The 19,443-nt window shown below is 62.6% G+C and carries 17 protein-coding genes and 2 pseudogenes; 10 read left to right on the top strand and 9 right to left on the bottom strand.

Annotation, left to right across the window (positions count from 1 at the left end; translation table 11 throughout):
• Nucleotides 1-16: 16 nt before the first annotated feature.
• The gene (locus DNK06_RS20735; protein WP_131181887.1) at nt 17-424 is read left to right on the top strand and encodes a Spy/CpxP family protein refolding chaperone; all 408 of its coding nucleotides are present in this window, start codon (nt 17-19) and stop codon (nt 422-424) included.
• A gap of 110 nt (nt 425-534) precedes the next feature.
• The gene (locus tag DNK06_RS20730) at nt 535-1,860 is read left to right on the top strand and encodes a sensor histidine kinase (protein WP_131181886.1); all 1,326 of its coding nucleotides are present in this window, start codon (nt 535-537) and stop codon (nt 1,858-1,860) included.
• 67 nt (nt 1,861-1,927) lie between these two features.
• Here DNK06_RS20730 and DNK06_RS20725 read toward each other — a convergent pair whose 3' ends face one another.
• Nucleotides 1,928-2,494, bottom strand: coding sequence for an NAD(P)H nitroreductase (locus tag DNK06_RS20725; RefSeq protein ID WP_131181885.1), 567 nt, complete (start codon nt 2,492-2,494; stop codon nt 1,928-1,930).
• Nucleotides 2,495-3,216: 722 nt separating this feature from the next.
• Between DNK06_RS20725 and DNK06_RS20720 the strand changes: the two genes are divergently transcribed.
• From DNK06_RS20720 to DNK06_RS20710, 3 genes are all read left to right on the top strand, one after another.
• Entirely contained in the window at nt 3,217-4,671 is a 1,455-nt protein-coding gene (locus DNK06_RS20720) for a TrkH family potassium uptake protein (RefSeq protein WP_131181884.1), read from the top strand.
• 64 nt (nt 4,672-4,735) lie between these two features.
• Nucleotides 4,736-5,053: an Mpo1-like protein gene (locus DNK06_RS20715; protein WP_131181883.1), complete on the top strand. Its 318-nt coding sequence runs from the start codon at nt 4,736-4,738 to the stop codon at nt 5,051-5,053.
• 186 nt (nt 5,054-5,239) lie between these two features.
• Nucleotides 5,240-6,628, top strand: a complete 1,389-nt coding sequence (locus DNK06_RS20710; RefSeq protein ID WP_131181882.1) for an adenylate/guanylate cyclase domain-containing protein — start codon at nt 5,240-5,242, stop codon at nt 6,626-6,628.
• A 17-nt stretch (nt 6,629-6,645) separates the two neighbouring features.
• On the opposite strand, the pseudogene DNK06_RS20705 reads toward DNK06_RS20710, so the two are convergent.
• Together DNK06_RS20705 and DNK06_RS20700 are read right to left on the bottom strand one after the other, a co-directional pair.
• Nucleotides 6,646-7,693 (bottom strand): annotated as a pseudogene (locus DNK06_RS20705) (glycosyltransferase family 4 protein).
• Nucleotides 7,690-8,514 (bottom strand): UDP-2,3-diacylglucosamine diphosphatase, encoded by an 825-nt coding sequence (locus DNK06_RS20700; protein ID WP_131181881.1) that lies wholly within the window; start codon nt 8,512-8,514, stop codon nt 7,690-7,692. The pseudogene DNK06_RS20705 and the gene DNK06_RS20700 overlap by 4 nt, the downstream one beginning before the upstream one ends.
• Before the next feature lie 199 nt (nt 8,515-8,713).
• Between DNK06_RS20700 and DNK06_RS20695 the strand changes: the two genes are divergently transcribed.
• The 3 genes from DNK06_RS20695 to DNK06_RS20685 all read left to right on the top strand — a co-directional run bounded on the left by DNK06_RS20695 (nt 8,714) and on the right by DNK06_RS20685 (nt 10,740).
• Entirely contained in the window at nt 8,714-9,472 is a 759-nt protein-coding gene (locus DNK06_RS20695; RefSeq protein WP_131181880.1) for a helix-turn-helix transcriptional regulator, read from the top strand.
• A 66-nt stretch (nt 9,473-9,538) separates the two neighbouring features.
• On the top strand, nt 9,539-9,874 hold the full coding sequence (locus tag DNK06_RS20690) for a tRNA-binding protein (RefSeq protein ID WP_131181879.1): 336 nt from the start codon (nt 9,539-9,541) through the stop codon (nt 9,872-9,874).
• Nucleotides 9,871-10,740: a DMT family transporter gene (locus DNK06_RS20685; protein WP_131181878.1), complete on the top strand. Its 870-nt coding sequence runs from the start codon at nt 9,871-9,873 to the stop codon at nt 10,738-10,740. The genes DNK06_RS20690 and DNK06_RS20685 overlap by 4 nt, the downstream gene beginning before the upstream one ends.
• Before the next feature lie 263 nt (nt 10,741-11,003).
• Here the strand turns inward: DNK06_RS20685 and DNK06_RS20675 are convergent, their stop codons facing one another.
• The 6 genes and pseudogenes from DNK06_RS20675 to recQ all read right to left on the bottom strand — a co-directional run bounded on the left by DNK06_RS20675 (nt 11,004) and on the right by recQ (nt 18,106).
• Nucleotides 11,004-11,297, bottom strand: a complete 294-nt coding sequence (locus tag DNK06_RS20675; protein ID WP_131181876.1) for an Rdx family protein — start codon at nt 11,295-11,297, stop codon at nt 11,004-11,006.
• Nucleotides 11,298-11,357: 60 nt separating this feature from the next.
• Complete coding sequence (locus tag DNK06_RS25575; protein WP_458693029.1) at nt 11,358-11,603, bottom strand: FimV/HubP family polar landmark protein; 246 nt, start codon at nt 11,601-11,603, stop codon at nt 11,358-11,360.
• A 1,077-nt stretch (nt 11,604-12,680) separates the two neighbouring features.
• Nucleotides 12,681-13,373 (bottom strand): annotated as a pseudogene (locus DNK06_RS25570) (type IV pilus assembly protein FimV); the annotation flags it as partial.
• 236 nt (nt 13,374-13,609) lie between these two features.
• A complete protein-coding gene (locus tag DNK06_RS20665; protein ID WP_131181875.1) occupies nt 13,610-15,010 on the bottom strand; it encodes a DHA2 family efflux MFS transporter permease subunit in 1,401 nt (466 codons plus the stop codon).
• Nucleotides 15,010-15,444: a MarR family transcriptional regulator gene (locus DNK06_RS20660; RefSeq protein WP_131181874.1), complete on the bottom strand. Its 435-nt coding sequence runs from the start codon at nt 15,442-15,444 to the stop codon at nt 15,010-15,012. Before DNK06_RS20660 ends, DNK06_RS20665 begins: the two co-directional genes overlap by 1 nt.
• A gap of 538 nt (nt 15,445-15,982) precedes the next feature.
• On the bottom strand, nt 15,983-18,106 hold the full coding sequence (recQ, locus tag DNK06_RS20655; protein ID WP_131181873.1) for a DNA helicase RecQ: 2,124 nt from the start codon (nt 18,104-18,106) through the stop codon (nt 15,983-15,985).
• 164 nt (nt 18,107-18,270) lie between these two features.
• Here recQ and DNK06_RS20650 point away from each other — a divergent pair, with 164 nt between their 5' ends.
• Together DNK06_RS20650 and DNK06_RS20645 are read left to right on the top strand one after the other, a co-directional pair.
• On the top strand, nt 18,271-18,858 hold the full coding sequence (locus tag DNK06_RS20650; RefSeq protein ID WP_131181872.1) for a UPF0149 family protein: 588 nt from the start codon (nt 18,271-18,273) through the stop codon (nt 18,856-18,858).
• A 16-nt stretch (nt 18,859-18,874) separates the two neighbouring features.
• Nucleotides 18,875-19,276 carry a YbaN family protein gene (locus tag DNK06_RS20645; protein ID WP_131181871.1) on the top strand — a complete coding sequence of 134 codons (402 nt, stop codon included), beginning with the start codon at nt 18,875-18,877 and terminating at the stop codon, nt 19,274-19,276.
• Nucleotides 19,277-19,443 lie beyond the last annotated feature (167 nt).

Genomic DNA, 19,443 nt, shown 5'->3' with positions numbered 1-19,443 from the left:
GACAAGGAGATACACCATGCGCAAGACCATGACCGCCCTGCTCCTCGCCATGACCCTGCCGACGCTGGCAATGGCTGCCCCTGGTGGCGACCATCGCCCGGGCAGTGATCACGGCCCACGGTTCTTCCATGAACTGGATCTGAGCAAGGATCAACAGCGCCAGGTACGCAAACTGCTGGGCGAGCAGATGAAGAACGATCGCGAGCTGACCCTGCGCTACCTGGACAAACTGCCAGCCGCAGAAAAGACCGCACTGGAAACCGAACGCAAGGCGTCCCGTGACAAGCAACAGGCTGCCATCCGCGCCCTGCTGACACCGGAGCAGCAGAAGACTTTCGACGAAAAAGCCGCCAAGATGAAAGAGCGCAAGGCCGACCGCGAAGCCTTTGAAACCTGGAAATCCCAGCAGAAGAAAGCCAGCTGAACCCAGCGCCAAAACCGACACCCACCCTTGCGTGGGTGTCGCCGTTTCACCCGTCCAAACCAGCTGCCGCGTGCGACTGCACGAGGCCGCCCCTTTCTCAAGGAGCTCTCGTGCGCTCATTGTTCTGGCGTATCCTTGCCAGCTTCTGGCTGGCGATAGCCGTGGTAGCCGGTTTGTCCATGCTGCTCGGCCGCGCCCTTAATCAGGACGCCTGGATTCTCAACCAGCACCCGGCGCTGCAAAGCCTGCCGGAACAGTGGGTTCAGGCCTATGAAAGCCAAGGCGTGCGTGCAGCCCAGGATGTACTGGATATGCGCAAGCGACGCTTTCGCATCGATACCCAAGTACTTTCCGAAAATGGCCAGCCCCTGGTGCGCGGCACCTTTCCCGCACGAGCAGCCGCCTTCGAAGAGCGCAACGAGGGCGATCGACGCTTGCCCTGGCGGCGCCTGAGCACCGACTACACCAGCCCATCGAGCGGCGAAACCTACCTGTTCATCTACCGCATTCCGCATCCGGAACTGGATGCCTGGCACCGCGGCAGCCTGCTCTGGCCGTTGAGCGCCCTGGGCATCGCCCTGGTGGTACTGACCCTGTTCAGCCTGCTGTTGACCCTGTCCATCACTCGCCCGCTTGATCGTTTGCGCGGCGCCGTACATGACCTCGGCCAGACCGCCTACCAGCAGAACAGCCTGGCGCGCCTGGCCAATCGCCGTGACGAACTGGGAGTGCTGGCCAACGACTTCAACCGCATGGGCGCGCGCTTGCAGGATCTGATCGGTAGCCAGCGCCAGCTATTGCGCGACGTTTCCCACGAGCTGCGTTCGCCCCTCGCGCGGCTGCGCATCGCTCTGGCGCTGGCAGAGCGCGCCGAACCCGCAGAACGCGAGAAGCTCTGGCCACGCCTGATCCGTGAATGCGACCGCCTGGAAGACCTGATCAGCGAAATCCTCGCCCTCGCCCGCCTCGACGCAGAACCTGGCTCGGCGCAACCCATCGACCTGGCGCAATTGGCCGGCAAGCTGCGCGAGGACGTGAAGCTCAGCTACCCCGCGCAGCAACTGGACGTCAGTCTACAGCCGGGCATGCATCTGCACGGCTGGCCGGCCATGCTCGAACGTGCGCTGGATAACCTGCTGCGCAATGCACTGCGTTTCAACCCCGAGGGGCAGCCCATCGAGCTGAACTTCGTACGCCGCGCCGATGAGGTGTATCTGGAAGTTCGCGACCACGGCCCTGGCGTGGCCGAGCAGCATCTGGCGCAACTCGGCGAGCCATTCTTCCGCGCCCCCGGGCAGAGCGCAGCGGGCCACGGCCTGGGCCTGGCCATCGCCCGCCGAGCCGCAGAACGCCATGGCGGCCGCCTGCAACTGGAGAATCACCCGGACGGCGGCTTCAGCGCCAAACTGGTGCTGCCACTGGAGATACCTGTTTAACGCAGGCAGTTGGGAGCGGCATACGGTTCTCGCTTCCACTGCTGTTTTTTATTGACCAATCAGGACTTTATGCGTTGCCCGGCCAAGCGCTGACATAATCCTCGACGGCCAACTGCGGTGGCGTACGCAGCTCCCGCTCCGGCGTACCCAGATAGAGGTAGCCAACGATCCGCTCGTTCGCAGCGAGCCCCAAACCGGCATCGACATGGCGATCGTGGGACAGCTCACCCGTGCGCCACACCGCACCGATGCCCTGCGCATGGGCGGCGAGCAGAATGCCGTGAGCGGCACAACCAGCAGCCAACACCTGCTCCTGAGCCGGCACCTTCGGGTGCTCCTGCACGCGGGCGATGACCACCACCAGCAAGGGAGCCCGCAATGGCATATTGCGCGCCTTGGCCAGGGCCTCCTCACTCACCTCGGCCGACTTGGCAGCCAGCGCTTCGGCATACAGCTTGCCCAACGCATGCCGGGCTTCCCCTTCGATGGTCAGGAAACGCCAAGGGCGCAGTTGCCCGTGATCCGGCGCCCGCAACGCGGCGCGAAACAGCTGTTCACGCTGAGCGGCGGTCGGCGCTGGCTCGACCAGGCGGGGAACGGAGACACGGTTGATCAGCGCATCGAGGGCATCCATCGGCTCACCTCCAGGAAAAAGAACGGAATTCTAACAGCCAAGCTACCGAAGCATGAGCCAAGGCTTCCGATCGCCGCGAAAGCGCGACGCTACGGTACTACCTGAATCCGCCGCACCGGGAGCTGCGGGGGGCTCACACATCAAATGTCGTATCCGAGCGATTGGGCTGAGTGGTCGCTCAAAGGCGGAAGCAGCCGGTCGGTGACTCGCGTTGAACCATGGATCACGGCCTTCGGCCCCGGATTACGCCTGCGGCTAATCCAGGCTACGTTCTACAGCCCGTAGGATGGGTGAAACCCATCAATTTCCGATGGGTTTCACCTGCGCGGCCCGACCCATCCTACGACCGTCCGCTTGCGCCACATGGCTGCCATCCGACATTACGATACCCCGTTCGCCGCCTCGGGCACATCGACCATCCTGGCCGACATATGACCGTTGTCGCGACACTAGCCTTGCGGGCGATGCGGCGTTGGCCGTTCTGCAAATTTGCGTCACGGCCGCCAATCGCCAGCAAGCCGGTTCCTACGGGATCGCGTGCAGCGACCAGTTCGCCTCGGAGCGATGCGATTGCGGCAAGGGCCACTACCTGAGGGCGTAATCCATTCGCCGCCATAGCGTTGAAAGGCCCCACTGAAAGGCGATGAAAGCAGGCTGGCTGGCAGGTTTACAGCACCGGCGGCAAAGGTAGAATGGCGCCACTTTTTCGCGGAACAAACCCGATGGCCTGGCCAACCCTAAGACTCATCGCGTTCATCAACGGCATCTTCCTGATCACCCTGGCCATCGGCATGACCGGCCCCATGCTGACCCTGATAGCCTTCGATCGGGCATCTGAACTGAGCCCCTTCATCTGGTCGAGCCTGATCACCTTTGTCGCCGGGCTGTCGATGATCGTCCGCGGGCGCCCCAAGGACGCTCATCTGCGCCCCCGCGACATGTACCTGCTGACGGTCTCGAGCTGGCTGATGGTGTGCATCTTCGCCGCCCTGCCATTCATGTTCACCCAGCACATGAGTTACACCGACTCCTTCTTCGAGAGCATGTCGGGCATCACCGCCACCGGGGCTACCGTACTGATCGGCCTGGACAACATGTCACCGGGCATCCTGATCTGGCGCTCCATGCTGCACTGGCTGGGCGGTATCGGCTTCATCGCCATGGCCGTGGCCATTCTGCCGATGCTGCGCATCGGCGGTATGCGCCTGTTCCAGACCGAGTCCTCGGATCGTTCCGACAAGGTCATGCCGCGCTCGCACATGGTGGCCAAGTACATGGTGGTGGCTTACCTGGGCATCAGCCTGCTCGGCTGCCTGGGCTTCTGGCTGGCCGGCATGAGCCTCTTCGATGCCATCAATCACAGCATGTCGGCCATCTCCACGGGCGGCTTCTCCACCTCGGATCTGTCCCTGGCCAAGTGGACGCAACCGGCCGTGCACTGGATGGCCGTGGTGTTGATGATCCTCGGCAGCCTGCCGTTCGTGCTCTACGTCTCGACCCTGCGCGGCAACTTCGGCGCGGTGCTTGGCGACCAGCAGGTACGCGGTTTTCTCGCCATTCTCATGGGCACCTGGCTGATTCTCGGCACCTGGTACTACCTGACCACCGATCTGCACTGGCTCGATGCCCTGCGCCACGTGGCGGTGAACACCACCTCGATCATGACCACCACCGGTTTCGCGCTCGGCGATTACTCGCTGTGGGGCGGTTTCGCCGGGATGCTGTTCTTTTACCTGGGCTTTATCGGTGGCTGCTCCGGCTCCACCGCCGGTGGCTTGAAGATCTTCCGTTTCCAGGTCGCCTACATTCTGCTCAAGGCCAACCTGATGCAACTGGTGCACCCCCGCGCGGTGATCAAGCAGCAGTACAACCGCCACCGCCTGGATGAAGACATCGTCCGCTCGATTCTCACCTTCTCCTTCTTCTTCACCATCACTATCGCCTTGCTGGCCCTGGCACTGACCTTGTGCGGCCTGGACTGGATCACCGCGCTGAGCGGCGCTGCCAGCACGGTCGCCGGCGTCGGCCCAGGCATGGGCCCGATAATCGGCCCGGCCGGCACCTACGCCAGCCTGCCGGATATGGCCAAGTGGCTGCTGACTCTGGGCATGCTGCTGGGGCGCCTGGAAATCCTCACCGTACTGGTCTTGCTGATGCCTGCTTTCTGGCGGCATTGACAGGACAACCGGGCGTCACGAGCGCCCTATACTTTCCTCACATAACAACAACAGGAAGCCGTCGATGAACAGCCAGCCCCACGAGCGATTCCACTCCTTCGCCGAGTTCTATCCCTACTACCTGCAGGAACACAGCAACCCGATCTGCCGGCGCCTGCATTACCTTGGCAGCCTCCTGATACTCGTGGTGCTGGGCTATACATTGATCAGCCAGCAATGGGTCTGGCTGCTGGCGTTGCCGGTCATCGGCTATGGTTTCGCCTGGGTGGGCCACTTCGTCTTCGAGCGCAACCGCCCGGCCACGTTCCAGTATCCGCTCTATTCGCTGATGGGCGATTGGGTGATGCTCAAGGATGCCCTCACCGGCCGAATCCGCTTTTAAGCGTCCTCACGGAAAAGACCGGCAGGCGGGTCAATATGACCGTTCGGTGTCTTATGGCACTCCGGCTTTGCCGGTCTTGGCCCCAGCGTATATGATCCCGCTTTTCCGCTGGCTCCGCCCGCACGCCGCTTCCAGACTGGCGTCCGGTAATGCAGTCGGACTCTCGGCAGGGATCATCAGCAACGAATGAATGCAACTCTTTCATCCGCACCAAGCGGACTGCCAACGTTGCCCACACGCGAGTATTACTCGCGCGTGCTGGCCTACATTGCCGTGGCCGCCAGCGTCGCCGCCGGCACCTATATCCAGGTGTTCAGCCAGGATATTCTGTGGATGGTGCCGTACGCCCTGCTCTACCCGCACCTGGCGTACTGGCTGAGCAAACGCTTCAGGGATGAACAGCCACACCGTACCGTCATGTCCCTGATGTTCATCGATGCCCTGCACTGTGGTGCCGTCGCGGTGCTGTTGGGGTTCTCGGTAGTCCCCAGCCTGATGTGCCTGCTCACCCTGACCTTCAGCGCCCTGATCGTGGGCGGCCTGCGCGACATGGGCCTGGCGCTGCTGGTGGCCTTCAGCGGCTCCCTGCTCACCTCCTCGCTCACCGATCTGCGCGTGGTGCCGGAAACTCCGGCTCTGGTGGCCTTGGTCAGCAGCGTATTCACCATGCTGTATATCTGCATCAACGCATACTTCGTCCATCAGCAGGGCATACGCCTGACTCAGGTGCGTATCGAGATCAAGCGTGAGCAGGAAAAGGCCGCACGCCTGGCCCGTAACCTGGCCAAATACCTGTCGCCCCAGGTGTGGGAGTCGATCTTCAGCGGCAAGAAACACGTGCGTCTGGAAACCCAGCGCAAGAAGCTCACGGTGTTCTTCTCCGACATCCGCGGTTTCACCGAGCTGTCCGAAGAGCTGGAAGCCGAAGCCCTTACCGATCTGCTCAATACCTATCTCAACGAGATGTCGAAGATCTGCATGAAGTTCGGCGGCACCATCGACAAGTTCATCGGCGACAGCGTGATGGTGTTCTTCGGCGACCCAAGCAGCCAGGGTGCCAAGAAGGACGCCATGGCCGCCGTCTCGATGGCCATCGCCATGCGCAAGCACATGAAGGTACTGCGCCAGCACTGGCGTGCCCAGGGCATCACCAAGCCCCTGGAGATCCGCATGGGTCTCAACACCGGTTACTGCACCGTCGGCAACTTCGGTGCCGATACGCGGATGGACTACACCATCATCGGTCGCGACGTGAACCTCGCCAGTCGACTGGAAAGCGCCGCCGAGTCCGGCGAGATCCTGATCTCCCACGAGACCTACTCGCTGATCAAGGACGTGATCATGTGCCGCGACAAGGGCCAGATCAACGTCAAGGGCTTCACCCGGCCGGTGCAGATCTACCAGGTGGTGGACTTCCGCCGTGACCTGGGCGCCAGCTCCACCTTCCTCGAGCATGAACTGCCCGGCTTTTCCATGTACCTGGATACCAATGGCATTCAGAACTTCGACAAGGAGCGGGTCATCCAGGCCCTGCAGCAGGCTGCCGAGAAGCTGCGCGACAAGATCATCATGTGACGCTCCTCGCTCGGCATTCAGTAACTGCGGGCGACTCGTCCCGGTAAATCAGCGGTCATCGGTTCGCCGCTAAGCAGTGGCTGACGGGCCAGAAATTCGATGGCCGATGCGCGCCAGGACTGCCGTCCCGCCTCCTCCGCACACTGCGCCCGATCCAGCTCCAGCGCCGCCAGGCAGGCAGGCTTGGCGCAGATCGTCACCAAGCACGCCGGTCACCCCCGGCACCACCACATCCAGCGGCCCCGGTACGGCAAAGGCCGCCACTGGCGTTCCGCAGGCCTGGGCTTCCAGCATCACCAAACCATAGGTATCGGTCTGCGAGGGAAACACCAGCACACTGGCGCGGCGATAGAATTCGGCCAGTTCCTCTCCATGCCGGTAGCCAAAGAACTTCACTTGCCCATGGGTTTGCTGCAGCGCCTGACGCTGCGGCCCGTCGCCGACCACCCATTTCTCGCCCGGCAGATCCAGATCGAGAAACGCCTGCAGGTTCTTCTCCGGCGCAATACGGCCCACGTACAGAAACACTGCCGTCACTGGCGTCGAAGCCTGAGTCTCGGGTGCGAACAAGCGTGTGTTCACGCCCTTACGCCATAGCACCAGGCGCTCAAGCCCCCGATCGGCGAGTCCCGTACGCAATCGCTCGGTAGTCACCAGCACCGCCTGGCTAGGGCGATGAAACAGACGCAGATAGGCATAGCCCAATCCCAGAGGAAGCCACGGGCAACGGGCCTTCAGGTACTCGGGAAAACGGGTGTGCACGGCGCTGGAGAAGGCCAGTCCCCGGCGCAGCAACCAACGCCGGGCGGCCCAACCCAGCGGCCCTTCGGTCGCCAGGTGCACGCAATCCGGAACAAACGCCTCGATGGCCGCGCCGACCCGCCAGAGGTTCCACGCCAGGGGAATCTCCGGGTAGCTCGGACAGGGCACACAGCGAAATGCGCCAGGCGAGAGGGCTTCGACATGATGCCCCATGTCCCGCAATTCGCCGACCAGTGCCTGCAGGCTGGTGACCACGCCATTGACCTGCGGCGCCCAGGTGTCGGTGACGATCAGCAGCCTCATGCTGCCGGCTCGATGACCGCGACCTTGTCCGCCTGCAATCGTGCCAGCCGCTCTTGCTCGTCGACCAGGCGATACAACTCGATGTTACCGTCCGGGTGCTCGATCAGCGCGGTGCAGGATTCGACCCAGTCACCGCAATTGAGGTACTCGACATCGCCCAGCTTGCGAATCTCGGCATGGTGAATATGCCCGCACACCACGCCGTTGAAACCACGGCGACTGCACTCGTGGGTAATGGCTTCCTCGAAATCGCTGATGAAGTTCACCGCACTCTTGACCTTGTGCTTGAGGTAGGCGGACAGCGACCAGTAGCCATAGCCGTAACGGCGCCGCCAGTGGTTGAGCCAGCGGTTCAGCACCAGGGTGAAGGTGTAGGCCGAGTCGCCGAGAAACGCCAGCCAGCGGTGATAGCGGGTGATCACATCGAACTGATCGCCATGGATCACCAACAGGCGTCGGCCATCCGCGGTGACGTGCTCGGCCTCGTCGACCAGTTGAATATTGCCAAGCAGCAGTTTCGAATAGCGGCGCAGGAATTCGTCGTGGTTGCCGGTGACGTAGATCACCTCGGTGCCACGCTTGCTCATGGTCAGCAGGCGCCTGATCACGTTGGTGTGCGCCTGGGGCCAATAGACGCCGCCGCGCAGCTTCCAGCCGTCGATGATGTCGCCCACCAGATAGATGCGCTCGGCCTGATAACGCTTGAGAAAGGCCGCCAGGTGCTCGGCCTGACTATCGCGTGTGCCCAGGTGCACATCGGAAATCCACAGCGTACGGACACGTTGCTTGCGGCTCGGCCTTACCAGTTGTGCGATGCTCATCGGGCGATCTCCGGCAGATTTTCGGCCGAGCTTGCGCGAAAGCGGTGAAATGAATGTGAACGTGGCATGGCGATTCGATGACAGCGGCGATGCCAGGGCGGTACTGACACCGCTGTTTTCGCAGCCCCCTCTCCAACTACCGGCATCCAGGAACCCGCTTCGAGGAGTAAACTGGCGCTATCCGTCGAGGAGTTCCGCCATGTCATCGCTCTTGTCAGTGCGCCATTACCATCAGGACATCGTCTGCCACGAGCACGACCATGCCCAGTTGGTTTTCGGCCTGAGCGGCCATCTGCAGTTCGAGGTTGCGGGTCTGGGTAGCCGCATCAGCCGGCAGATCCTCGCCGTAGTGCCTGCGGGTGCACGCCACGCCTGCGACAGTCGCAACGGCAGCGAATGCCTGGTGCTCGACGTGCCCGCTGGCAATTGGCTGGAACATCACCTGGGCAACCATGCCGATGCCAGCCGCCGCCTGCTGGAAGCTCCGCAAAAAATCGAGCTGTCGGTGACGCAAAACGGCCTGGTCAACTGGCTTGCCGCCAGCTCGATCAACGATCCGCTAATCGCCCGCCAGGGCGCGATTCTGCTACTCGCCAGCCTCAATGCAGAAACGCATGTACGCCCTTGCGCCGGCCTGCCGCTGACGGCGCTCGATGCCTACATCGAACGGCACGCCGCGCACCCTATCCAGGTGGCAGATCTGGCGAGCCTGGCCGGGCTTTCTACCGCGCGCTTTCACAATCGTTTTCTCGAAGAGACGGGGTTTACGCCCATGGCCTACGTACGCGACAAGCGCCTGCGCCTTGGCCGCCAGCTGCTGCACAACAGCCGCCTCAGTGTCGGCGAGATCGCCGCGCGGGTCGGCTACACCTCGCAGAGCGCCTTTACCGCTGCCCTCTCCCGGCATTTCGGCGAAACGCCCAAGGTTTTGCGCGAGCGCCAGCCTCGCGACAAATAACGCCAGTCCTGCGACAGCCCATCCTGTTTGGCCCCGTTAAAGTGCGGCCAAAACAGGAGGCATAGCATGCAGATCATCGAGTGGCAGGACTTCGAACGCGTCGAGCTGCGCGTCGGCACCATCATCAGCGCGGCCCCCAACGAGAAAGCGCTGAAGCCTGCCTATGTGCTGCAGGTGGATCTCGGCGAGCTGGGCACACGAACCTCCAGCGCACAGCTCACGGCCCATTACAGCATCGACGATCTGCTGGGGCGCCAAGTGCTATGCGTTTGCAACTTCGCCGCCAAACGCATCGCCGGCGTACGCTCCGAAGTACTGGTCACCGGCGCTTATGACAGCGACGGCAAGGTCGTGCTGGCCAGCTTCGACAAGCCGCTAGCCAATGGCGCTCGCCTGGCATGACCACGCGCAAGGCACTGCTTGGCCTGCACCTGGGCGCACTGGCCTTTGGCCTGTCCGGCATATTCGGCGAACTGGCAAACACCTCACCTATTGCCATCGTCAGCGGCCGCGCCCTGTTTGCCGTGCTCGCACTGGGCCTGTTTCTCGTCGTGCTTGGCAAACCGCTACGCATCGCGGGCCGCCAGTTGCCCTGGCTGGTACTCGGAGGGCTGCTGCTCGGCGCTCACTGGCTGACCTTTTTCGAGTCGGTGCAAGTGTCCGGCGTCGCCATCGCGACCCTGGGGTTCGCCAGCTTCCCGGCCTTCACGGTACTGCTGGAAATTCTGCTACTGGGCGAACGCCCACGGCCTGGCGAATACCTGATGGTCGCCCTGGTCAGTATCGGCCTGCTGATGGTCGCACCCGCCCTGGATCCAAGCGATGACAATACCCAGGGCCTGCTGTGGGCCATTCTGTCGGGGTTGCTGTTCGCCTTGCTGTCGCTGCTTGGCCGCCTAGTCGCGTCACGCGTCGATCCGATTCAGGCTGCACTGGGCCAGAACCTCGTGGCCCTGGCCTGCTCCCTGCCATTCGCCGGTGCGACCCTGCAGAGTCTCGCCGCGCCACAGTGGCTATGGCTGGCTTTGCTCGGCGTGTTCTGCACGGGCGTGGCGCACAGCCTGCTGGTTGCCAGCCTGCGGGTCGTCAAGGCCCGTAGCGCAGCGCTGATCTTCGCCCTGGAGCCGGTCTACGGCATCAGCTTCGCCTGGCTGTTGTTCAGCCAGGCTCCGAGCCTTGGCATGCTCGCCGGGGGAGGCCTGATCATCCTGGCAGTGTGCATGAGCGCCGTGCAGGCCGATTCGAGCCACGCGCCGAAGGTTGCCTAGGGTCTGTTCCCGTTTCAGCGCGAGCCGCGTTGCAGCGAGAAATGGCCTCCGGTTAGGCGCAGGACGCAGGGAATGGTCATTTCCTTGCCAAGTCCTGCAACGACAGCGGAGGTCATTTCCCGCGCAACCCGAAGGGCCGGGCCAGTTTTTGTGCGATGCGGCGTTACTCGATGGCTCATTTGGCCCGCCAAACTTCGCATCTCGTGCCTTGCCTCGCGCAAAAACTGGCTCCGGCGCGGCCGTGCGTGAAACGGGAACAGACCCTAACCTGCCGCAGGCCGATCACTGTGGCCCAGATCCCGGGCCGGGTCGATCTGATCGCGCACCCGCTGCTTGAGCACCTTGGCTTCGGGAAAGCCGCCATCGGTCTTGCGTTCCCAGATCTGCACGCCGTTGCACAGGATGCGGAACGTACCGCCGGTAGCCGGCTCCAGGCTCACCCTGGCGAGATCGTCGGCAAAGGTGGACAGCAGCTCCTGAGCCAACCAGGCGGCGCGCAGCAGCCACTGACACTGGGTGCAATAGGTGATGGTCACTTCGGCTTTGGTCTGGGTCATGAAACGGCTCCACGGCTGAGGCGACCATATTAGCGCCAGACCATTCGAGGGCAAGAAGGATCAGGCGATGCGTGCAAGCAACTCGCGAGCTTCCTGCTTCTCCTCCTCGTCGCCTTCGCTGAGCACTTCGTTGAGGACGTCGCAGGCGGCCTCCAGATCATCCTGTTCGATGTAGGCCATCGCCAGATTGAGCCTGGTCAGGTTCTCGTGGTTGGCGACGAAACGGTCGAGCCCATCGGCTGCATCCGCAGGTAACGGATCCAACTCCAGCCATTCATCCTCGGGGCCTTCTTCCTCGACCAACATCGAGCTGGCGAACGGGCTGCGGGCGTCGTGACCGAGAATATCGGTCGACTGCTCGGCACTCGGCGCAGGAGCGCTTTCGACTTCGACATCACGTTTCTTGCGCCCAGGCACGAAAGGACTGAGCAGATCCCAGTCGGCGTCCAGAGACAGGTTGTCCAGGTTCAGTTGGGAATCGTCGCCCTGACTCTTCTGCTCCGGCGCAGGAACATCGTCCAACTCGAGTGTCAGTTCATCCAGGCCTTCCAGAGGTACCAGCGAATCGAAGGACTCCGGCGTTTCCAGCGGCAGCGCGAACAGCGCCGAGTAACGGCCCTTGAGCTGATCGATGCGCACGCCATCGAAACCGGCCTGACGCAGCTTCGTTTCTTCTTCGGCGAAGGCGCCGCTGCTGCCCTGTTGAGCCAGCACTTCGAGCAGGCGGAAGCGAATATCCAGTCGTTGCGGGTCGGCCAGGGAAGCCTGACGCAATGCGGTTACGGCCTCCCCCAGACGACCATAGGCGATGTAGATATTGGCGCCTTCCAACGGGTCGGTGGTGTTCGGCTCGGTTCGTGCGACAATCGGTGAACGTACCGGCGACGGCGCGACAACCACAGGCTCGGCAACAGCGTCGGGTTCAGGCTTGCGCTTACGCTTGAACAGCAGCAGTACAAGAGCCAACAGCGCCAGCACCGATGACAGCAGCACAGTCCACAGGCTCCAGAAACCTTCAGCGACAGCCTGCTGTGCGGCTGCTGCAACGGGCTCCTGAACGGCTGCGGGCGGCGCAGCACTTTCTGCGGGAGACGCGGCAAGAGCCGGGCGCTGGGCGAGCTGCTCCAGCAACTGGGCAATCTGCTGGTCACGCGCTTCCATACGCGTCATCAGATCGTGCAGTTGGCTCTGCATCACCAGCAGATCCCGCTGCAGTTGCAGGTTCTCGGCAGCGCGGTTGGCCACTTCATCTTCCACACGGCGGATCTGCGCGATGACTTCCACCTGCGGCTCGGCAGGCTGTTGAGGCGCGGTATCCGGGATGATTTCCGCAGGCGCTTCAGGACGTGGTGCAGCGCCAGCCTCCACAGGCTGACTCGGTGCAGCCTCCGGCATCCGTGCATGATCCGGCAACAGCAGCGAACTCCCGGCGCGCAGGCGGTGGATGTCGCCGTTGCTGAAAGCCTGCGGATTGAGCGCGTGGATATCCAGCATCAGATCCTGCAGGGAGATCCGATTACCCTCGACACGCAGCTTGGAAGCGATCGTCCACAGGCTCTCACCGCTGGCGACCTGATAACGCTCCTCACGGCTGGCGATAGGTGTACGGCGCGGTGGCGCGTAGGAAGTGAACTGCTCATTGCCGACCGCTGTGGCCTGGCGGTTGTAGGAAGAGGACGTCGGCGGGTCGAGCAGCACCGTATATTCGCGCAACAACTGCCCACCCGGCCGCTTCAGCTCGACGATGAAATTCAGGTAGGGCTAGCGCACAGGCTGGTTGGAGATCACCCGCACGACACTGTTGGCGCCGCGCAGAACCGGGCTGAAACGCAGGTCATTGAGAAAGTGAAGCCGATCGACGCCAGCGAGATTGAAGGCATCGGCCGGAGCCAGAGCGATCTTGATATCCGAGGCACTCATGTCGTCGCCGACCGCCAGCAGCTCGATCTCGGCGTTCAGCGGCTGATTGAGCGCCGAATTCAGGGTTATCTCACCCAGCCCCAGCGCTGCTGCCAGCCCCGAATATAATGCCGAACCCGATGCCAGACCGATCAGCAAGTGACGAACACGAGTCATAAAAGCTCCCGATAACTCCGCTCGAAAAGTAGCTGCAGCAACCGGAGCCGAGCCGGGTGTCCTGCAAAATGCGGCGTGGCACAGCGCTGATTGGCAAGCGCGCTTTGCCCCACCGAGTAGTGAGTGTGGTAATAATTCAAGGGGTTGCGAGCGTTCAGCCCGCTTGATCTACTTGAAGGCCATCAATTAGCCATCATACGCAAAAGCCAGAAATTTGGCTAGCCATGCGAAGAACGTCAACGTCGTGACGGCCGAATGTTCCAAGCGGCAAACACGGTCAATGCGAACAGCACACCCATAAGCAGAAAACTCTGCTGGAAGGCCACTACCTCGGCAGCGAAATCACCACCCTCCTGGCGATGACGCCACTCCAGGAAAAAGGTCAGCAGATTGACCCCGAATGCCCCACCCAATTGACGTACGAAGGTAATGGCGCCCGCTCCGTGAGCCAGTTGCTCCCGATCCAGGATGTCCAGCGCGCCGGTGCTCAGCGCGGGCAGCAGGATACCCAGCCCGATACGGCCGACGCAGGCCCAGCAACAAAGCACCAGGAACGATGCGCCTGGCTCCAGCCAGCCGAGCCCGAATGACGAGAACGCCAGCAGAAGCAGCCCACTGACCAGCAGCACGGCGGTGGACAAGCGGTCGCTCAACCACCCGCCAAGAAAGGACGCCACGCCCATCAGAACGCCCGTGGGCAGCAACAGCAAACCAGCCCAACCGGCGCTGTAGCCTTCGATGGTTTGCACATGCAGGGGAATCAAGTAGGTGGTGCCGTACAAGCCCATGCCCAGGGCGAGCGCTACCCAACTGGCCTTGCGAAAGCCGACATGCCGCCAGAGCCCCAGCGGCAGCAACGAACGAGCGCTGTAGTGACTGCGCAACAGAAAGCCGACTACCGCCAAGGTGCCGATCAGGCCAGTCAGCCAGACCCTCGGCTCACTCCAGGCGAAGCGCTGTGCCTCAGCCAGGGCACCGAGCCAGGCGAACAACCCGACGCACAGCAGGCAAAAGGCCCAGAGGTCGAGAAACGGTGTATCCCGTTGCCGCTCGCTGGGCATCAGAAACTGCCCGGCGAACATGGCCAGCACGCACATCGGCAGAGGCAGCCAGAACACCGCGTACCAGCCAAAACCATCGACCAGATAGCCACCAATCGTCGGCCCCAGCGTCGGCGCGATCATCACGCCCAGGCCGTAGGCACCCAGCGCGGTACCACGGCCACCACCCGCGAACACCTGGAAGATCAGCACCATCGCCAGCGGCTGGACGATACCGGCACACAGCCCCTGGATGATGCGCAGGGCAATCAATTGCCAGGCGGCATCTGCCACCAGCGCGAGCAATGAAGTCACGATAAACAGACTGAGGCCGGCTTGCGCCGTCGCGCGGGCGCCAAGTCGTGCCTGAGCCCAGGCCGACAGCAGCAGGCCAGCGGTCATTGCGGCGAGAAACCCGGTGGACAGCCACTGGGCGAGAGGTCGACCAATGCGGAAATCGGCCATGATCGCCGGCAGGGCCACGTTGATACTAGTCGACGCCAGAATCATCGCCATGCTACCGAGCATCAGCACACCCAGCAGATACTGAGGATAGCGTGGCCCAAAGCGTCTCTGCAGAAGAGACAGATCCTGCATCAGCGCCGTTCCAGATTACCCAGAATACGCGCGTGCACCTGCTGGCAGAGGCGCAGATCGTCCTCGTCGATGCCGGCGAAAAGCTCCTCGCGAACCTGCGTGGAGATGGCTTCGATCTGCTCGATCAACGGCAGGGCCGGCGGACACAAGGCGATTTTCTTGGCTCGGCGATCCTCGGGCACCGCCTGACGGCTGACCAACCCCTGTGCCTCCAGGCTATCGAGCAGACGCGCCAAGGTCGGCCCTTCGACGCCAACGCTCTGGGCCAGCTCACGCTGGGTCGGCAATTCGGCGAAACGGCCGATGTGCAGCAGCACCAGCCAGCGCGCCTGGGACAGCCCCAGGCCGGCGAGCCGCCGATCCAGCTCGGCGCGCCAGGAGCGGGACAGCTGGGCCAACTGCATGGCAAAACGGTGTTGATCGGAATGAGACATGTAGGCACTCTTGGAATTGTCAAAAACTAATTATTAGCGAGCTAACCATAGCTTTTGGCAGAGAGCAAGATTGCAGTCGTTGCGAGATAAGTGTCTGTCGTGGCGCTAGTGCCACATTCATAGATCAAATGAGTGGTTGCTCAAAGGCGGTAGCGGCCGGTCGGTGACCCGCGTTGAACCATGGATCACGGCCTTCGGCCCCGGATTACGCCTGCGGCTAATCCAGGCTACATTCTACGGTCTTAAAGGCGCAAACGGCCATTCGGGTGGACGACGCTTCACCTGCGCGGCCCGATCCGTCCACCAACCTAGTGATCGCAATGGTGGATGAAAAGAGCGTCATCCACCCTACGGCCTGCAAGGCGGATGGCCGCCCCCTTCAAGCGACAAGTTTAAAGCGGCTCGGAGCGCTCTATCGCTCTTGCTTCTGTCTTGCAGCTTGAAGCTTGCGGCTTGCAATTCAATGACCCCGTTCGCCGTCTCGGGCACATCTGCCACCCTGGCCGACACATGACCGTTGCGCGACCCTAATCGCCGATCAGGCTTCGAATTCGGCTTGCAGGGCAGCACGCACACAATGCAGCACGCCCTCTTCCACACGCCCAACGAACAGCGGACTGATTTGCGCCACAGGCGGCAATTCACCTTCGCCATCGAGAAACGCATCCTGAATCTCACCGAGCAGCTCTTCGGGCAGATCGAGAGCCTGTTCGAGGGAAATCTGCTGCTCAGCGATTGCTTCGGCGAGCAGTGAGTAAGCGCTCTTCGGGCTACAGCCGAGCTGATTGGCGATCTGCGCGGGCGTCATGCCGGCGCGCGCCAGGCTGACCAGTTCATGGCGCAAGTCCACTACCGGCTGCGGCGTCTCGTTACCGGCCAGCACTTCGAGGAAGGCATCGCCATAACGCTCCAGCTTGCGCGCTCCCACGCCGCTGACGCGGGCCATTTCCGCCAGCGTGGTGGGTTTGCTGCGCAGCATTTCCAGCAGCGTGGCATCAGGGAAGATGACGTAAGGCGGCACCGCATGCTCTTCGGCCAAGCGCTTGCGCAAGGCACGCAGCGCTTCCCACTGCTCGCGCTCGTCGCCGCGCACCAACTGACGTGCCGGGCTGCCCGAAGCCTTGGCACTCTGCTGCGGCTTGAGGTCGCGGCGCAGCTGCAGCGTCACCTCGCCTCGCAACAGCGGCCGGCAGCTGTCGGACAGGCGTAGCCCGCCATAGCCTTCCAGATCGACATCCGCCAGACCACGCGCCACCAATTGACGGAACAGCGAACGCCACTCACCTTCGCTGAGCGCGCTGCCAACGCCGAACACGGATAGATGCTGGTGGCCAAGCCCACGCATTTTCTCGTTGTCGCGACCGAGCAGAATGTCCACCAGGTGACCGACGCCATAACGCTGGCCGCTACGGTAGATCGCCGACAGCGCCTGACGCGCCGACTCTGTGGCATCCCAGGTCTGCACGCCGTCGGTGCAGTTGTCGCAGTGCCCGCATGGCTGTGGCATGTCTTCGTCGAAATAAGCCAACAACACCTGGCGGCGGCAACGGGTTTCCTCGCAGAGCGCCAGCATGGCGTCGAGCTTGTGCTGCTCCACGCGCTTGTGGCGCTCGTCACCCTCGGAGTTCGCCAGCATCTGCTTGAGGAAGATCATGTCCTGCAGCCCGTAGGCCATCCAGGCATCGGCAGGCAGACCGTCGCGGCCGGCACGTCCGGTTTCCTGGTAATAGGCTTCCAGTGACTTGGGTAGATCCAGGTGGGCGACGAAGCGCACGTTGGGCTTGTCGATGCCCATGCCGAATGCAATGGTCGCCACCATGATCAGGCCTTCCTCGTTGAGGAAGCGCTTCTGGTTGTAAGCACGCAGCTCCGACGGCAAGCCGGCGTGGTAGGGCAACGCCGGAAAGCCTTGTTCGGACAGAAAAGCCGCCACCTCTTCGACCTTCTTGCGCGACAGGCAATAGACAATGCCGGCATCCCCCTTGCGGGCGGCCAGAAACGCCAGCAACTGCTTGCGCGGCTGCTCCTTGGGCACGATGCGGTAGAAGATGTTGGGTCGGTCGAAACTGGACAGGAAGCGCTCTGCGTCCTGCAGATGCAGGCGATTGACGATTTCCTCGCGGGTACGCATGTCGGCGGTCGCGGTCAGGGCGATGCGCGGCACGTCGGGAAACAGCTCGGCCAACTGCCCCAGTTGCAGGTACTCGGGACGGAAATCATGCCCCCACTGGGACACGCAGTGGGCCTCGTCGATGGCGAACAGAGCGATCTGCAGCTGCTGCAGGAAGGCCAGCATGCGCGGCTGCACCAGCCTTTCCGGGGCGAGGTAGAGCATCTTGATCTCGCCGCGACGAATACGCTCGGCGATATCGCGCTGCTGATCGGCCTCCAGGGTGGAGTTCAACGCCACGGCGGCCACGCCCAGTTCTTCCAGGGTCGCCACCTGGTCGTCCATCAGCGCGATCAGCGGTGACACCACCACGGCCAGCCCGTCACGCAGCAACGCTGGCACCTGGAAGCACAGCGACTTGCCGCCGCCGGTCGGCATCAGCACCAGCGCATCGCCGCCGCTGGCCACACGCTCGATGATCGCACCCTGGCGGCCACGGAAGCTGTCATAGCCGAATACGTCTTTGAGGATGCGTTGCGCCTGCTCGAGCATGTAGGGTCTCCGAATCAAGCGGGGCATTATACGCAAGTGTCTCCCGGCGACGGGGAACCGATGTGTTTTTTAGCGTTTAGCACGCCGTTTTGCCTGCAACTCTGGCCGGGCTGGTGGGTCTGCACTAGAATCCAGCCTCGTTTACTTCTTCAAGGTAGCCACCGATGTCCTTCGCCGAGCAACTGTCCCGTCTGCAAGCCTTCCTCGATGCCGATGATCTGCACGAAGAAGCGCTGGACTATGTCGCTGCACACGGTTACCTGACCGCCCTTTCCATCTGCCCGGACAAGGTCGAGGCGCGCGAGTGGATCGACGCCCTGTTCTCCGAGCCGCCGCATTACCGCAGCGATGCCGAGCGCGATGACATCGAAGCCACCCTGATCCAGTTGCAGGCGCATATCGCCCGCCAACTGGCCAGCGACGACGAGCCGGAAGTACCGTGCGACCTGGATCTGGGCGACGAGCCGGACGATTCCGACCTGCGCGGCTGGTGCATCGGTTTCATGGAAGGCGTGTTCCTGCGCGAAGCCGTGTGGTTCGACGACGCCGAAGACGAGGTCAGCGAGCTGCTGCTGCCGATCATGGTCGGCTCGGGCCTGTTCGACGAGCAACCGGAGTTCGCCGAGATTGCCCGTGACCGCGACCTGGTCGACAGCATGATCGAGCAGATCCCCGAGCTGCTCACCGCGCTGTTCCTGCTGTGCAATGCCCCGGACGAAAAACCGGCGCTGCTCAAACCTCGCCATCATTGATGGCGACGCCATCGATATGGCGCGCGAACCCTACGAAACCCGCAACCCCCTGCTGCGCTACAGCCTGCTGACTCTCGGCTGGCTGAGCGTAGCGCTGGGTGTGCTGGGCATCTTCCTGCCGGTGCTGCCCACCACACCCTTCCTGCTGCTGGCCGCCGCCTGTTTCATGCGCAGCTCGCGGCGCTTCTATCTATGGTTGGTCGAACATCCACGCCTCGGCCCGTGGATTCGTGACTACCTGAATGGTGAAGACATTCCGCGCAAAGCCAAGGTCTACGCCATCGGCCTGATGTGGCTGAGCATCGGCATTTCCTGCTGGCTGGTTCCGTTGATATGGGCGCGAGCGTTCATGCTGACCAGCGCCGTACTGGTGAGCCTGTATATCCTCAGGCAGAAGACGCTGCCGGATCGGCGCTGAACGGCCACTAGCGCTTCGCCCGCAAGGCGAGTGTCACACATCAGATGTCGTATTCGATCGATTGGGCTGAGTGGTCGCTCAAAGGCGGAAGCGGCCGTTCACCCCGTAGGGTGGATGACGCTCTTTTCATCCACCATTGCGATTGCAGAGCGGTGGACGGATAAAGC

The organism is Phytopseudomonas daroniae, from assembly GCF_004327285.1.
Lineage (GTDB): Bacteria > Pseudomonadota > Gammaproteobacteria > Pseudomonadales > Pseudomonadaceae > Aquipseudomonas > Aquipseudomonas daroniae.
The sequence above is the reverse complement of the archived record's forward strand: the minus strand, read 5'-3'. Positions and strand labels throughout refer to the sequence as shown.

Coding starts and splice junctions, on each gene's coding strand:
- DNK06_RS20735 (WP_131181887.1), top strand. CDS start 17: ATGCGCAAGACCATGACCGCCCTGCTCCTCGCCATGACCCTGCCGACG.
- DNK06_RS20725 (WP_131181885.1), bottom strand. CDS start 2,494: ATGGATGCCCTCGATGCGCTGATCAACCGTGTCTCCGTTCCCCGCCTG.
- DNK06_RS20720 (WP_131181884.1), top strand. CDS start 3,217: ATGGCCTGGCCAACCCTAAGACTCATCGCGTTCATCAACGGCATCTTC.
- DNK06_RS20715 (WP_131181883.1), top strand. CDS start 4,736: ATGAACAGCCAGCCCCACGAGCGATTCCACTCCTTCGCCGAGTTCTAT.
- DNK06_RS20710 (WP_131181882.1), top strand. CDS start 5,240: ATGAATGCAACTCTTTCATCCGCACCAAGCGGACTGCCAACGTTGCCC.
- DNK06_RS20700 (WP_131181881.1), bottom strand. CDS start 8,514: ATGAGCATCGCACAACTGGTAAGGCCGAGCCGCAAGCAACGTGTCCGT.
- DNK06_RS20695 (WP_131181880.1), top strand. CDS start 8,714: ATGTCATCGCTCTTGTCAGTGCGCCATTACCATCAGGACATCGTCTGC.
- DNK06_RS20690 (WP_131181879.1), top strand. CDS start 9,539: ATGCAGATCATCGAGTGGCAGGACTTCGAACGCGTCGAGCTGCGCGTC.
- DNK06_RS20685 (WP_131181878.1), top strand. CDS start 9,871: ATGACCACGCGCAAGGCACTGCTTGGCCTGCACCTGGGCGCACTGGCC.
- DNK06_RS20675 (WP_131181876.1), bottom strand. CDS start 11,297: ATGACCCAGACCAAAGCCGAAGTGACCATCACCTATTGCACCCAGTGT.
- DNK06_RS25575 (WP_458693029.1), bottom strand. CDS start 11,603: ATGTTGGTCGAGGAAGAAGGCCCCGAGGATGAATGGCTGGAGTTGGAT.
- DNK06_RS20665 (WP_131181875.1), bottom strand. CDS start 15,010: ATGCAGGATCTGTCTCTTCTGCAGAGACGCTTTGGGCCACGCTATCCT.
- DNK06_RS20660 (WP_131181874.1), bottom strand. CDS start 15,444: ATGTCTCATTCCGATCAACACCGTTTTGCCATGCAGTTGGCCCAGCTG.
- recQ (WP_131181873.1), bottom strand. CDS start 18,106: ATGCTCGAGCAGGCGCAACGCATCCTCAAAGACGTATTCGGCTATGAC.
- DNK06_RS20650 (WP_131181872.1), top strand. CDS start 18,271: ATGTCCTTCGCCGAGCAACTGTCCCGTCTGCAAGCCTTCCTCGATGCC.
- DNK06_RS20645 (WP_131181871.1), top strand. CDS start 18,875: ATGGCGCGCGAACCCTACGAAACCCGCAACCCCCTGCTGCGCTACAGC.